This is a genomic window from Fusobacteria bacterium ZRK30, from assembly GCA_024628785.1.
Lineage (GTDB): Bacteria > Fusobacteriota > Fusobacteriia > Fusobacteriales > Fusobacteriaceae > Psychrilyobacter.
The window spans coordinates 1,201,373-1,215,891 of sequence record CP102405.1 but is presented as its reverse complement, the minus strand read 5'-3'; the positions used below and the strand labels follow the sequence as shown (position 1 = coordinate 1,215,891).

General features: G+C 33.3%; 14 protein-coding genes. All 14 read right to left on the bottom strand.

Going from position 1 to position 14,519, the window contains the following annotated elements; translation table 11 throughout:
• Positions 1–164: 164 nt before the first annotated feature.
• The 14 genes from NRK67_10905 to NRK67_10840 all read right to left on the bottom strand — a co-directional run bounded on the left by NRK67_10905 (position 165) and on the right by NRK67_10840 (position 14,374).
• Positions 165–1,475 carry a glycine/betaine/sarcosine/D-proline family reductase selenoprotein B gene (locus NRK67_10905; protein ID UUV17798.1) on the bottom strand — a complete coding sequence of 437 codons (1,311 nt, stop codon included), beginning with the start codon at positions 1,473–1,475 and terminating at the stop codon, positions 165–167.
• Positions 1,476–1,501: 26 nt separating this feature from the next.
• Entirely contained in the window at positions 1,502–2,788 is a 1,287-nt protein-coding gene (locus NRK67_10900) for a glycine/sarcosine/betaine reductase component B subunit (protein UUV17797.1), read from the bottom strand.
• Positions 2,789–2,826: 38 nt separating this feature from the next.
• Complete coding sequence (locus tag NRK67_10895; GenBank protein UUV17796.1) at positions 2,827–3,186, bottom strand: GrdX family protein; 360 nt, start codon at positions 3,184–3,186, stop codon at positions 2,827–2,829.
• A gap of 269 nt (positions 3,187–3,455) precedes the next feature.
• Entirely contained in the window at positions 3,456–4,094 is a 639-nt protein-coding gene (locus tag NRK67_10890; GenBank protein UUV17795.1) for a GntR family transcriptional regulator, read from the bottom strand.
• 142 nt (positions 4,095–4,236) lie between these two features.
• Positions 4,237–5,589, bottom strand: coding sequence for an MATE family efflux transporter (locus NRK67_10885; protein ID UUV17794.1), 1,353 nt, complete (start codon positions 5,587–5,589; stop codon positions 4,237–4,239).
• An 88-nt stretch (positions 5,590–5,677) separates the two neighbouring features.
• The gene (locus NRK67_10880; GenBank protein UUV17793.1) at positions 5,678–6,682 is read right to left on the bottom strand and encodes a toxin-antitoxin system YwqK family antitoxin; all 1,005 of its coding nucleotides are present in this window, start codon (positions 6,680–6,682) and stop codon (positions 5,678–5,680) included.
• A 282-nt stretch (positions 6,683–6,964) separates the two neighbouring features.
• Positions 6,965–7,795, bottom strand: a complete 831-nt coding sequence (gene murI, locus NRK67_10875; GenBank protein ID UUV17792.1) for a glutamate racemase — start codon at positions 7,793–7,795, stop codon at positions 6,965–6,967.
• Positions 7,796–7,872: 77 nt separating this feature from the next.
• Positions 7,873–8,193, bottom strand: coding sequence for a DUF3870 domain-containing protein (locus tag NRK67_10870; protein ID UUV17791.1), 321 nt, complete (start codon positions 8,191–8,193; stop codon positions 7,873–7,875).
• A 225-nt stretch (positions 8,194–8,418) separates the two neighbouring features.
• Positions 8,419–9,279 carry a B12-binding domain-containing radical SAM protein gene (locus tag NRK67_10865; GenBank protein UUV17790.1) on the bottom strand — a complete coding sequence of 287 codons (861 nt, stop codon included), beginning with the start codon at positions 9,277–9,279 and terminating at the stop codon, positions 8,419–8,421.
• 171 nt (positions 9,280–9,450) lie between these two features.
• Positions 9,451–10,329 (bottom strand): ABC transporter permease, encoded by an 879-nt coding sequence (locus tag NRK67_10860; GenBank protein ID UUV17789.1) that lies wholly within the window; start codon positions 10,327–10,329, stop codon positions 9,451–9,453.
• Positions 10,329–11,381: an ABC transporter permease gene (locus NRK67_10855; protein ID UUV17788.1), complete on the bottom strand. Its 1,053-nt coding sequence runs from the start codon at positions 11,379–11,381 to the stop codon at positions 10,329–10,331. Before NRK67_10855 ends, NRK67_10860 begins: the two co-directional genes overlap by 1 nt.
• Positions 11,381–12,898 carry an ABC transporter ATP-binding protein gene (locus tag NRK67_10850; protein ID UUV17787.1) on the bottom strand — a complete coding sequence of 506 codons (1,518 nt, stop codon included), beginning with the start codon at positions 12,896–12,898 and terminating at the stop codon, positions 11,381–11,383. The genes NRK67_10855 and NRK67_10850 overlap by 1 nt, the downstream gene beginning before the upstream one ends.
• 30 nt (positions 12,899–12,928) lie before the next feature.
• The gene (locus NRK67_10845) at positions 12,929–13,744 is read right to left on the bottom strand and encodes a purine-nucleoside phosphorylase (protein ID UUV17786.1); all 816 of its coding nucleotides are present in this window, start codon (positions 13,742–13,744) and stop codon (positions 12,929–12,931) included.
• A gap of 15 nt (positions 13,745–13,759) precedes the next feature.
• Complete coding sequence (locus NRK67_10840) at positions 13,760–14,374, bottom strand: hypothetical protein (GenBank protein UUV17785.1); 615 nt, start codon at positions 14,372–14,374, stop codon at positions 13,760–13,762.
• Positions 14,375–14,519: the final 145 nt, after the last annotated feature.

Sequence of the window (14,519 nt, the reverse complement as noted above, 5' to 3'; positions counted from 1 at the left end):
TTTTTTTTAAAGACACTTTATTACCCCTAATCTCTGAAAGACTGATTTTAAAAGGGAATAATCGATAATTGTGTAGTCTTCCTAAGTAGGGCATTTTTAAGTAGAGAAAAAAATATTTTTTCTCAAGCCCTTTACCACGGGCTCAAGAAAAAATAATCAATTATTTATTCAAATTCTGTTATACCAGAAACCTCTGTAGCTAAAGCATCTACGGCTCTTTTTACAAGACTATATTTTAATTCTCCCTCTTCCTTAGAAGAAAGTTTTGGGTTTCCTACCGGATGTGGTATTGCAATAGTCGGAACAATTCTATTTGCACCTACTGATTTAGATATAGTGGTAATTGTAGACATATGAACTACCGCTATTCCAAATCTTTCTATTTCTTTCAAGATCGTTGCACCGCAACGAGTACAAGTTCCTCAGGTAGAAGTCATGATTACTCCATCCACACCGTCTGCTTTGAGTAACTCACCCATCTCTTTTCCAAACTTAACGGCATTCCCTACAGATGTTCCTGTTCCTGTAGTCGTATAGAAATATTTCTCTACCTTTCCTATTTGACCTTCAGCTTCAAGTTTTTTTAACATTGCAAGAGGTGCTACTCTATCTGGATCTTCATTTGCATACACAGGGTCAAATCCTCCATGAATAGTAATAAATCCTGCTTCCTTAAGACTATCAAATTCATTTATATCATATCTTCCCCATATTTGGGCACTGGCTGATTGAATCCTGTCTGGGTTACCTTTTGGCACCATTCCACCAGTTGTAATTAAAGCAATAGTCGCCTTAGTTATATCTTTAATCGCATCTGCCGGATCTACTGTATCAAACACAGGCATTGGAAGTTCTGTTGTAAATTCTCTTCCATTTAATCTGTCTAAAAGCATATCTACAGCTCTTTCAGATCCTCTTTTCTCCACAAAGATTGTTTTTCTCTTCCCTTGAGGAATATACCCATCTTCTTTAGGTAATCCTAACTCTTCTCCAGCTACTATTTTTTTCACAATTGCTGCCATTGAACTTAAAGCTTTACGCATACTTCCAGCTGAAGCTCCTGTTTCAGCAACTATAACTTTAGCTTTGCAAAGTTCAACTGCCGGGTTTTCAATATACATTCCTGTTATTGCTGGAATTTTCAGTTCATCTATCACATATTTGGCAACTTCTCCACATGCCATCCCATATCTTCCTGCATTGAAAGCTGGCCCCGTTACAACTATGTCCGGTTTAGCGTCTTTTATCATTTTGCTAATCTCTCCCATAGCATCTTCTTTTTTTTCATTGAAATAGTTATCTCCACAAATTACAGTTCCAACTACCTCTCCCTCTCCTTTTAATAGAGCATCAAAAGCCGTTGCCGGTCCTACATTTCCCTCTATAAATTGAGGCTTCATTCCTGCTTTATCTTCTCCACCTATTTGACCAAAAAACTGATTCAAATAATATACTACTTTAAACTTTTTTTCCATTATATATTCCCCTCCAGTCATAGTTATTAATATAATTTAGATGTACAATTATGATATCCAATCTCTGATGTTGCTCCTATTATTGCGTTTAACTCACATTGAAAACTTCCATCTTCTAGAAGTGAACCTTCCCATCCTCCTGCTAATGTAGATATGGCTTCCATATTTCCTAAAATTACGTCTGCAGGTGGTAGAGTAACCAGGTGACTTACATTTCCTCCTGAAACTACCGCAACTGCTTCTTTTGCTGTATCTGCAAGTGATTGTGACATTCCGTCTCTTCCAGCACATTCATCAGTAATTAAAACTGTTTTTATTCCTGAATCTTCCAATCTTTTACAGATCATTAATAGGTCTGTATCTGGATTTCCATACCCTTCTTCCGATACAATAACCCCGTCTGCTCCTACCATCTTACATAATTTAGCTGTGTAATCACATGTTCTAAGTTTTCCGTCTAAAGTTGTTAATTCTGGAGTTAAGATTACTCCTAAAAAGTTTAATTCCTTTCCGTGTTTTGCATATAAATCTTTCATAACCGGGTTATTTTGATGCTGGTAAGTTGTTATTTTATCGCAGGCTGCTACACAGTTTCCACTGATTACCGCTCCATCCAACTCTTCATTTGGGTGTAATAATGTCGGCAATATCTGCTGACTGTTTACCCCATATATATAACCGTCATGTAATAATCCTTGAGATATTAGCATCTCTACATATAAAACTTTTGGTAAGTCAGGATATTTTGCTATCTCTTCTGCCATACTTCCAGTTTCATAAACTTCAACCTCATCTGGCTCTATCTCTCTTCCTGCTTCTCCAATAAATGCAGCGGCTTTTAATCCTGCCATTCTGACAACGTCTTCATGAACATGAGGTTCTAAACCGTCGATAGGAATAATTTCTACTACTAAGTTTAATGTTTTAGAAAATGGAGTCCATTTGGCACCTTCCCCCCACATATCAATTACACCTTCCTGGAATCCTACAATATCTCCTATTGTTACTACTGCAACACCATTTAATATATTGACTTTTCCCTCTCCTGCCTGGGTAACTTTTGCTAATACACCTGGAAATTGATCTCCGTCCCCTTCAATTTTTACCCTTGGTTCAATAGCATCTTTTACAGGAATAATTCTTACTTTTTCTCCCGGTCTTGCTATATCAATTTTTATTTCTTTAATTTTATTATTTGTTTTTAACTCAGCTACTACTTCTTCCTTGTTTACAAATAACACTCCATTCACTACTTCTGTTTTTTCCCCAAACTGTATATCCTTAATATTAATTTTTCTATGTTCTAACTTCAAAATGACACCTCCAAATTTTTTAAAAAGACATTGCATTATTATTTAATTTCCCCAAGTGCAGATTCTAAAAGCTTATAGTCAACGATTGCATAATCTTTAGAATTTTTAATATCCTCTTCTCTCACCCCCATATGCTGATTATATTTTTCAATACTTGATTCAATGATTTCTGCGTGAAAACAATTTAAACTCCCTTGTTTTTCCCTAACTACTACAGAAAAACATGGTGAAAACATCATTCTCAAGCTGGCTCCCAGTGGATGAGTCAATAACTCACTCCCACTATGAACCAAATCTCTTACCTTTTCCAATAACTCCCTTGATGTGCCTTCAATAAAATAAACATTATCAAATTTTTCTTTAACCATTGGATTATTACTTACTATTAAGCATCCCAAAGAATCACCCCTCTTTTTAAAATACTTTCTTTTTATCTGTTGTATACTTGTTGTATTTCTTTCTTATAACAGGAGTATACTATACAAATTTATATTCTCCAAATTTTTTTTGATTTTTTTTTCACAAAATTAAAGTCAATAAAATCAATACCTATATTGGCTTCAACCATAGTATTTATAAGGTTTAATGTATTAAACCTTTTTATAATTCCCAGGATAATAAAAAAAATCCGAGAAACAATTCTCGGATTTTTTTTATTAATTTTTATTTAAAGCATCTCTTTTTTGATTTTTTCAACAAAAACATCTATATGCTCACGGGCATATTTTTCTGCTTTTTCTTTATCTTTTTCCTTTATGGCATCTAAGATCTTCCCCAATGTTTCGGTGAAAATTTCCATTGAGTCTATATGATCTTCAGAATAGTGCCACAATCGTTCAGTGTGAATATGTAAATTTGAAAGTATCTCTTCCAGACATGTGTTCCCACAATTATGTAAAATTATCTTATGAAATTTTTCATCCTCTGAGATAGCTTTTTGATAATCTTCCTCAATATTATACTGAAGAAGGTTATTATATATTTCTCCTAATTTAGAAATTTCTTCTTCTGAAATTTTATCTACACATAGCTTTGTGGCAAGGCTGTCAAATTCTCTGGTTATTTCAAATATTGATTTCATATATTTAAAATCAATATGTGAAACCTGGGCCCCATACCTTGGTATAATTTTAAGTAATTTATTACTGTTTAACCTTTGGAATATCTCTCTTATAGGGGTTCTGCTTATTTCAAATTCATTTCCAATGTCAACCTCATTTAAAACTATTCCAGGTTCGTATTTAATTTGAATAATTCTATCTTTTAAAATATTATATATTTCATCTGTTGTAATTTTTTTTTTCATTGCAGACCATCCTCTTATCTTTAAGAATCATTTTTAAAAAACTAATATTTTTATATCTATAATTATAACTACTTTTTAGTAAAAATACAAGGTAAAACAAAATTCTCATAATATCAATAATTATTTAAAAATAATTTTTATCCTAAAGTGAAATCGATTCAACCGAAGGATTACTCTTCATTTCCTTAAATTCTTTCCTCATAAAATACATAGCAACTACTGCAGCTATTGTATCTGAAATTGGAAATGCAAGCCAAACACCATTTAACCCCCAAAATACAGGTAATATATATATAAGAGGTATAGTCAGTACCGCTAACCTTATGGTCAATAACTGAGTAGTTTTTTTCCCCTTTCCCACTGCCTGGAAATAATTTGTACCTGACAGGTAGAGAGCTGTAGATACCATCATAAATAGATTCAATCTTATTGCATGACCTGTAAATTCTATAAGTTTTTCATCGTTCACAAAAAATCTAGCTACTGTATCTGAATTTCCTACAACTATAAAAACAAGGGTTAAGGCCACTGTAAATGTGATCTTTGTGGATAATATGAAAGTTTCCTTCACCCTGTCAAATTTTTTTGCTCCATAGTTATAAGATAGTATGGGCTGTCTCCCCTGGTTAAATCCTATAAAACTTGTATTTATAAAATTTCTGGAAGTAGATACTATTCCAACTGCTGCTATAGCCAGATCTCCCCCATAATAGTTTAACTTGATATTCATAATATATACTGAAATTCCATTTAGGAGTTGGTTTAAAAATGACCCTATCCCTATCTTTGCAATCCCCGTCATCACTTCTAAATTAGGTCTTATATTTTTTAATTTTAAAGTTATTATGTCCGACCTGAAAAAGTGATATAACTGTATTACTGCAGGAACTACACCGGCGGCAGCTGTTCCTATGGCTGCTCCCTTTATCCCCATTCCAAATCTTACAATTAAGATATAGTCCAAAAAAGTATTTAAAGCTGCTCCAAGCAAATTAATCTTCATAGACAACATGGGATTTCCCTCTGTTCTGATGAAAGCATTGAGGGACATAAACACCAATTGAAGTACAAGTGTTGGAATTATATAAGCATAGTAGGTATAGGCATAACCTATATTATTTTTACTGGCTCCTAAAATTTCTAAAATCGAAGTTAAATTCAGAAGAATTAAAGCTGTTAGTCCGAGACCGATCATGATTATCCAAAATATGGTAGTCCCTAAGACCTTTTCGGCTCCATCCTTATCCCTTTCTCCTAATTTTATCCCTGCTTCTGAAGCTCCTCCAATGGCAAAAAACATCCCAATTCCACCTATCAATATAGTTATAGGGAATATAATAGCTAAGGCTCCTATCCCGTCCCTTCCTACATTCTGACCTATAAAATATCTGTCGGTAATGTTGTATATCATATTTATCAGAACCGCTACAGTTGATGGTATGGAAAATTTTATAAGTAGTGGCAATATCTTTTTTTTCTCTAATTCTATATTCATTCTCTCTCCTGAATTCTAATTTTTCTTTTAATTTTATCATATTTAGAAATAAAAAAAAGGAGATTTTCACCTCCTTTAAAATAAATTATTATTTTTTTATATCTTCTGCAGATTCTTTTCCCTTATTTCCCTCTCGTATCCCCATTTTGTAGTTATAAGTATATTTTCTCTTTCCATTTTCATAATATCGAGTATATTTTCCATTTAATTTACCCTCTACATAGTTTGCTTCTTTTTTTATCTGCCCTGTCATATAGTAGGAGATATCTTTCCCATCATATTCTCCATCTACATAGTTACTTTGATCTTTTATTTGACCATTTTCATAATAAGTTATATATTCTCCATCCAGCTTTCCGTTACTATAATTTTTTTTGACTCTCAGATTTCCATCTTTATAATACTCCGAAGCTTCCCCATTGAGATTTCTATTTAAATATGTTTTTTTATTATTGATCTGACCATCTTTATAGTAGGTTATATAATCCCCATCAACCTCACCACTTTTATAATTTACTTTTAATTTAATTTGACCATTTGTATAGAATAACAAATATTCTCCCTCTAACTTATCTCCTGCATAATTACTTTTTTCCTTTATTTCTCCTCCCCTATAATAAGTCACCTTTTCACCGCTCAACTTATTATTTTTATAATTTTCTATTTCGCTCTCTTGTTTATTATCATAAAATCTGATATTTTGACCCTCTAATACCCCTTCAAGATAATTAGATACACTTTTTCTATTTCCATTTTCATAATAAGTTACCTTTTCACCATCTACTTCATCATTCTTATAGTTTACTTTTTCTTTCATCTCTCCATTTTCATAATAAGTTATATATTCTCCATTTAATTTCCCATCTTTATAACTTCTCTCTGTTAAATTAACCCCTTTACTAGAGTTTCCAATTACTAATCCTGTATATGGCACTTCTTCTCCTACTTTATAGAGAATATCTTCCCTGTTTTCCAATTGGTTTAATGTTATTTTTTCTACCTTCCCTGTTTCTTCTTCCCCTTTAGTCTGGTTATTATTACATCCACTTAATATTAGTGTCAACACAGTCAATATAATTCCTATTTTTTTCATATCTGCCCCCTATTTTTTTATTTTTACTTGAGATAATTTTTTTTAGAAATTTATTTTTTCCATTGATATAAATTACTGAGGTTATATTTATTTTCCTTTATTTTACACTTAATAATTCCATAAATTACCCCTTCATAGAAGGATATAGTAGAATAAATAAGCAAAATAAGTGGTATTTTTTTAGGAGTATAAAGTAAATTAAATATGGTTAAAAAGCTCTCAGAATATTTATCCTGAGAGCTTCATATCTTTTACAGTAAGACTTCGGTAAAACAAAAGTTTTTATACTGCGTTATAAAATAATTCTTTATATTTCTTGTGCAGGTCTAATTCATATATATTTTCTATCTTTTCTCCCAAGAATTTCCCAGCAAAATCAATGAATTTCTCGCTGTCTCCACTGACTATAAATTCAACCTTTGGACAGGTATTATTTTCATCTTTTGGTTTAATCATCGAAAGTTTTTTCAACAGTTCATTTGCAGTTTCATTGGCTGGATTCACTATATTTTTTTTAAAATATTTAGCTATATTCTTTTCGACAATAGGATAATGGGTACAGCCCAAGATAAGGGTATCTATTTCAGAGGAAATTTGTTCTATATAGAGCTTGATTATTTCATCGGTTAGATAATTACCATAGTGATCCTCCCATCCATTTTCTACCATTGGACAGATAAGTTTACATCCTTTTTCAGTCAGAGAATGATCACTAGGAGCTACTAAGTCAAATACATTTTTATATGCCCCCATTTTGGCACTTGCAGGAGTTAATATTACACCTATATTTTTATTTTGCGTAACTTCTAATGCTGCTCTTATTCCAGGTTCTATTACACCTATGACAGGGATGGGAAATTTGTTTTTCATTGCCTTTATCGATGCTGCAGTAGCTGTATTACAGGCTATCACTATGACATCAACTTCATTTTCATATAGAAACTCCCCTATTTTTAAGCAAAGTTCCTTTATCTCTAATTCTGTTTTATCCCCATAGGGAGCATTTCCATTGTCTCCATAGTAAACTATATGACTTAAAGGAACTATATTTTGAATCTCTTTAAGAACTGTTAATCCTCCTACCCCTGAATCAAATATGCCGATCTTATGCATTATTTCTACCTCCATTATAGTAATAGCTTTATAAAAATTTTCATTCCACATCTAGAAAATCCATAGATAAAATCACTTTAAATATTATATTTAATTTTCTCCTTATACCTTCTCAATGCATCCTTATAAGCTATAATAAATGCTTTTTTTGAGGCTCCAAAATATAGATCATTAATCTTTTCAATTATTTTTTTTTCATCTGTGATTTTCTCTCCTACAAACAGACACTTTAAAAAATTTTTAGTTATATCCAAAACTAAAGATCCTTCCACTTCTAAGATCTCATCTGTATTAGGATCTACTATCATCCCCAGAGCAAAAATTCCATATATTTTTGTTATAGCTGATTTTTCATGTGCTTTTCCGTACCCCGATACATATACATTTTTTTTCTTCAATTTATCCCCCTTATTTTTCAAAAAAAAAGTCAGACTACTCCCTTGAGGAAGTAAATCTGACTCGAATAACTTAATATCGTATATTCTAAGATATCTTACTTTTTTATATTATATATAAAATTTTTAAACAATTTATTTCATTTTGGTTCACTTATGCTTAATAATAATTTAATTTTATGATTTTGTCAACTTTTTTTATCTAAATTTTTAAATTAAATTTAAAAATTACAATCTCCTAAAATATTCAGGTATGTAATCTTTATCTCTTACAGCTGTATTTATCTCTTCTAAAATCCGTTCCCTGTCCCTATTCAGCACTCCCTCCAAACTCAGGTAGTTAGAAGCATGATTTACCCGAAATATAGTATTTTTTAACTCCAAATTTTCTATCATTAATTTGGTCTCCAATAAGATCTCCTCGGGGTTCAACAACTCTATTTTATTACTCTTTACATCGTTATAAAACTGAGTTCCCTCCTCCAGCATCAGAGTCAGGAGGGAGAGAAATTTAGGCTTAACTTTGCTGAGGAGTTTAGCTGATTCTATGGCATGTTCATAGGTTAATTCTTTGCCTCCTAATCCCGAGATGATCATTATAGAAAGTTTTATCCCGCTCTCTGAGACTTTTACCAATTGTTTTTCCATCTCACTGGAAGTGATCCCCTTGTTTATTTTTTCCAGAATTTTATCACTGCCGCTTTCTATCCCAACATAGACTATGTTCAATCCCTCAGAGTGAAGTAATTTCAATTCTTCTACAGATTTAGTCTTTAAATTATTGGCGTGGGCATAGATCCCAACCCTTTTAATCTTCGGCATCTTTATTCTAATCCGTCTGATTATTTCAATGAGCAGATCGGTTTGTAGTAACATTGCATCTCCATCAGCCAGGAAAGCTTTGGTATAAAAATCATTGGTATAACTATCAATATCCTCAAATATCTCTTCCTTAGTTTTCATTCGAAATGATTTATCCTTATACATGGAACAAAAAGTACATCTATTGTGGGAACATCCCACAGTAACTTGTAAAATCAGGCTGTTGCTCTCACTAGGTGGTCGGTATATTGCTCCTTCATATGGCATGAATGGCCTCCTTTATAATCATTTTCTCTTAGTATACCACAAAAAAACTTATTTATTGCCATTAAAAAAAGCAGTAAATCTAATTAGATTTACTGCTTTTTTTATTTTAACTCTCATCTCCTGCCTCGGTTTCTCCCTCACAGGGAGAAACCATAAAAAGGAAGAGGGTTTCTAGTCGTCACTCTTATCATATGGCTTTCCAGAACTAGCTGGTGCCACTGCCTTCCCTACTACTCCTGCTAAGGCTAATAGTGTAAGGATGTATGGTAACATTTGAATAAATTGAGGTGGTACCCCAGTTACATATTGCTGAATTAAAGTCTGTCCTGCATCTGCAAAACCAAACAGTAAACTTGCTCCTAATACTCCACCTGGTGTCCATTTACCAAATACTAAGGCTGCTAAGGCTATAAATCCTCTACCTGCCGACATCTCTTTAGTAAACTGTGATAATGCACCGATAGATAGGTAAGCTCCTCCAAGACCAGCTAACAGCCCTGACATGATTACACCAAAATATCTTACTTTTAATACGTTGATACCTACTGTATCTGCTGCTAATGGATGTTCTCCAACAGCTCTCATCCTAAGACCCCATACTGTTTTATAGATAAACCAGTGAGATGCAAAGGCAATTGCATAGATTATAAATACTATTATAGACATTCCAAAGAATGTAGCTGTTTTAGGTACTGTAGGAGTATTTCCAGATTGATTGAATAATACTCTTAACATAAATACTGTAAATCCAGAAGCGAATAGATTGATCGCTACCCCTGATACTACTTGATTTCCCTTATATTTAATACTAAGGATTGCATGAAGTAATGCCATGATTCCACCAGCCATCATTCCACCAAGTATTCCAACATATGGATTTCCTGTATAGTATGAAACTACTGCTGCTGAGAATGCACCCATCAACATCATACCTTCTAGTCCTATATTTACAACACCTGTAAGTTCAGAGAACATTCCACCAATTGCCGTAATTAATATAGGAGCTGCTTGTCTGATTGTAGCTAAGATTAAACTTATAAAGATAGACATTAGTTACTCACCTTCTTTTTTTTATCTAATATTGCATGGAACATGTTCTCTGCTGCAATCAGTAATATTATGATAGCCTGAATAATTATTATGATTTGACTCGGGATAGATGTATTAAACTGCATAGATCTACCACCGGTTCTCAGTGCTGCAAACAGTATAGCTGCAAATAGTGCTCCTACTGGAGTGTTCTTACCCAGCAGTGCTACTGCGATACCGTCAAAACCATAACTTCCCATGATTCCCTGTCTGTAGGTATATTGTCCTACCCCACCAAGGATTCTTTCGGCACCTGCTAAACCAGATAACGATCCTGCTAATCCCATGGCAAATAATATTCTCCATTTTACATTTATTCCTGCATTTTCAGAAGCTGTAGGATTAAGTCCAACGGCTTTGATTTCATATCCAGTGATAGTTTTTTCAAACATAAACCAGATAATTATCACAGCTATTACTGCTATGATAAATCCTACGTTAAGTGCCACCTTTGTATCAGGCATCAACATAGCTAATCTGCTGCTTTCAAATACTGGAGGAGTTTGAGGACTCGGTCCATTAGGTCCACCAGCTTTTAATGGATAGTTTAATCCATATTGCTCAAAGTTTAAGGCTATATAGTTTAACATGATAGTAGATATTACTTCATGTACTCCTAACTTGGCCTTTAACCATCCTGCAATTCCTGACCAGGCAAAACCTGCTGCTGCTGCTATGATCAATACTACAAATACATTATTTATTCCGATATTGTGTACAAAAGCTCCAACTGCTGCTGCTGCTAATCCACCCATTACAACTTGACCTTGAGCTCCGATATTAAATAATCCAGCTTTAAAAGCTACCATTACAGATAATCCGGTAAATATCATAGGTGTTGCTTCTAACAGTGTTCTGGCAACTGCTCTCTGACCATCAAAAGCCCCTGTAAACAGATAGTAATATGCTGTTAATGGATTTTCTCCTAAATAAGCGATTATTCCTGCCCCTAAAAGTAGTGCAATAAATACCGCTAAGATAGGAACTAATAATCCTTGTAATTTTCTATTCATTATAACTTCCCTCCAGCCATTAAGATTCCGATCTTTTCTTCTGTAGCATCTTCTCTGCCTAGAATTCCTGTAATCTCTCCACCACACATAACTGCTATTCTGTCACTTAAGTTTAAGATTTCAGATAGTTCTGCTGACACTACCATCACTGCCTTTCCAGTTTTCTTTTCTTCCAAGATCAGCTTATGGATAGCTTCAATAGCTCCAATATCTACACCTCTTGTAGGCTGAGAAGCTATGATGAAATCATGTTTTTTCTCTAATTCTCTGGCTACAATTATCTTTTGCTGGTTTCCACCTGATAATTTTCCAAAGGCTGTTTTTATTCCTCTAGGTCTTATATCATGAGCTTCCATAAAGAATTCTGCTTCTTTTTCTAATTTATCTACATCTAATAAAATTCTGTTCTTTGTAAACTTTTCTCTGTGTACCCCAAAAGCAAATGTATCTCTCACTGAAAATTCTGATACTGCTGCTCTTGCATGTCTGTCTTCTGGGACATGAGCTAGTCCGGCTAATGTAATATGTCTAGGAGTCTTTCCTACCAGATCCTCGCTATTCAGAGTAAACGTTCCAGATTCTACCTTTCTTAATCCTGTAATAGCTTCTACAAGTTCCGATTGCCCGGATCCTTCTACACCTGCAATACCTAATACCTCTCCTGCTCTTATATCAAGAGAAACTTTTTTTACTGCCGGTAACCCTTTATTATTTTTTACCTCTAAATCTTTGATCTCAACTATCTTCTCACCAATAGTAACCTCTGGTTTTTCAGTAGTAAATAATACCGGTCTACCAACCATGGCATTTGCAATTTTTTGCTTTGTGGCATCTTTAGTCTCAAAATTCGCCACATCTTTTCCCCTTCTGATTACTGTGATATTATCTGAAATATCCAATACTTCCTGAAGTTTATGAGAGATAAATATAATAGTCTTTCCCTCTTCAATAAGGTTATCCATTATCTTATATAGTTCCTTTACTTCCTGAGGAATTAATACTGCTGTAGGCTCATCAAATATAAGTAGATCAGCACCCTTGAATAATATCTTTAATATCTCTACCCTCTGCTGGATTCCAACTGAAAGATCTGATATTATAGCATCTGGGTCTATGGCTAAACCATATTTTTCAGATACTTTTCTTACATCTTCACGAGCCTTGTTAATATCAAGGTTCATTCCCTTGGTAGGCTCAACACCTAAGATCATATTTTCTGCAACTGTCAGGGTAGGCACCAACATGAAATGCTGATATACCATTCCTATCCCTAATTTAGCCGCTTCTCCAGGACCTTTTATATCCACAACATTTCCATTTAAAGATATAGTTCCCGATGTAGGAGTGTATAATCCGTTTAGTATTTTCATCAATGTAGATTTACCGGCACCATTTTCTCCTACAATAGCATGTTTTTCCCCTTTGACTATGTTTAAAGTGATATCATCATTTGCTACGACTTTCCCACCTAAAAAAGTTTTTCTCATATTTTTCATTTCTAAAATATAGTTTGTCACTCTGATCCTCCTAGAACCCTTTATATTTTTTTATCCTATTTTTTTTACTATATTTACTATCCAGTTACAGAAATTTTCTCCAGCTTTTTTCGCTACATCCACTACATCTTCATGAGAATGTGCTTTTTTTGCTATTCCTGTAGCCATATTTGTGATACAAGATATTCCCAGTACATCTATTCCTAAATAGTTTGCTACTGTTACCTCTGGTACTGTAGACATCCCTATAGCGTCTGCACCCATACCAGAAAATGCTCTTACTTCTGCTCCAGTTTCATATGTAGGTCCTGTAGTTCCTAAATATACACCTTCTTTATAAGCTATACCTAAATTATCTGCAACTTCCTTAGCCAAATCTCTAAGGTATATCTTATAAGCTTCTGTCATATCTGGAAATCTCGGTCCAAATCTGTCATCGTTTTTACCGATAAGCGGATTAGTTCCAAATGCATTTATATGATCGTTTATTAACATCAATGTTCCCGGATCATAACTTTTGTTACTTCCACCAGCAGCATTACTAACTATTAATTTTTCAATTCCAAACTGCTTCATAACATACATAGGATAAGTTACTTCTTTCATGTCGTAACCTTCATAGAAATGAAACCTTCCTTTCATCGCTACTACTTCTACTCCTGCAATTTTTCCAAATACTAATTTACCGTCATGACCTGCTACAGTTGATACAGGAAAATTTGGAATATCACTATAATCAATCTCCATCTTATCATCTATAAAGTCCACTAAGTTTCCTAATCCTGAACCTAATACTATAGCTACTCTTGGTCTATATTTTGTTGTTTCTTTTAAAAAGCTTGTTGTTTCAACTACTTTACTATACATGAATTTTACCTCCATTTAAATTTTTTTAATATATAGATCTTTTGTTGTTTCCTTAAACCCAATTTTCTTCAGATACTGTCTATGGGAATCCTCCATACCTTCTGTCATTAATTTATCAATTCCATTATTTTTAAAATACTCTGTGTGTTCATCAAAGAAGTATTTACCTAGTTTATAATCTCTATATCGGGGAGTTACATAGTCTACCTTTATAAAAAATACACCATCTGCACTCTTTTCTCCCAATAAAATTCCAGCTATATTGTTATTTCTCAACATGTATAAACCTTTATTTTGAGCTTTTAGTTCCTCTTTAGATATTTGTTTTTCTATCTCCTGCATATTCACCTTTAAAAAATAATTAAAGTATTTAGAATCAGCTTCTGCTTCTACTAGTTGAAACTCCTCCTTGGTGTTATAAATATTATATAAGAAATATAAATTTATAACTGCTATCCCAACATTCATGAGCGCTGTCGGCAACGAATTGATTAAAAATCCAAATGTTGCAAATAATATACATCCCACAAAGTTAATCCATCTAAGTTTAATAATTGAACTCATCGTTAAAGATACAAGAATTACTAATGAAGCTAAGTAACCAAACCAGTCAATCCAGTTAATTTCCACCTAATAACCTCCTATAAACAGTTTTTATATTATACTAAAATTTAAAGAGCAAGTCAAAGCTATTCCACCTAATTAACTAAGATCTAAGCTTATAAGTGCACACTAATCAAAATTTAGCACCTTTTCTAAACAAATGATACTGTTT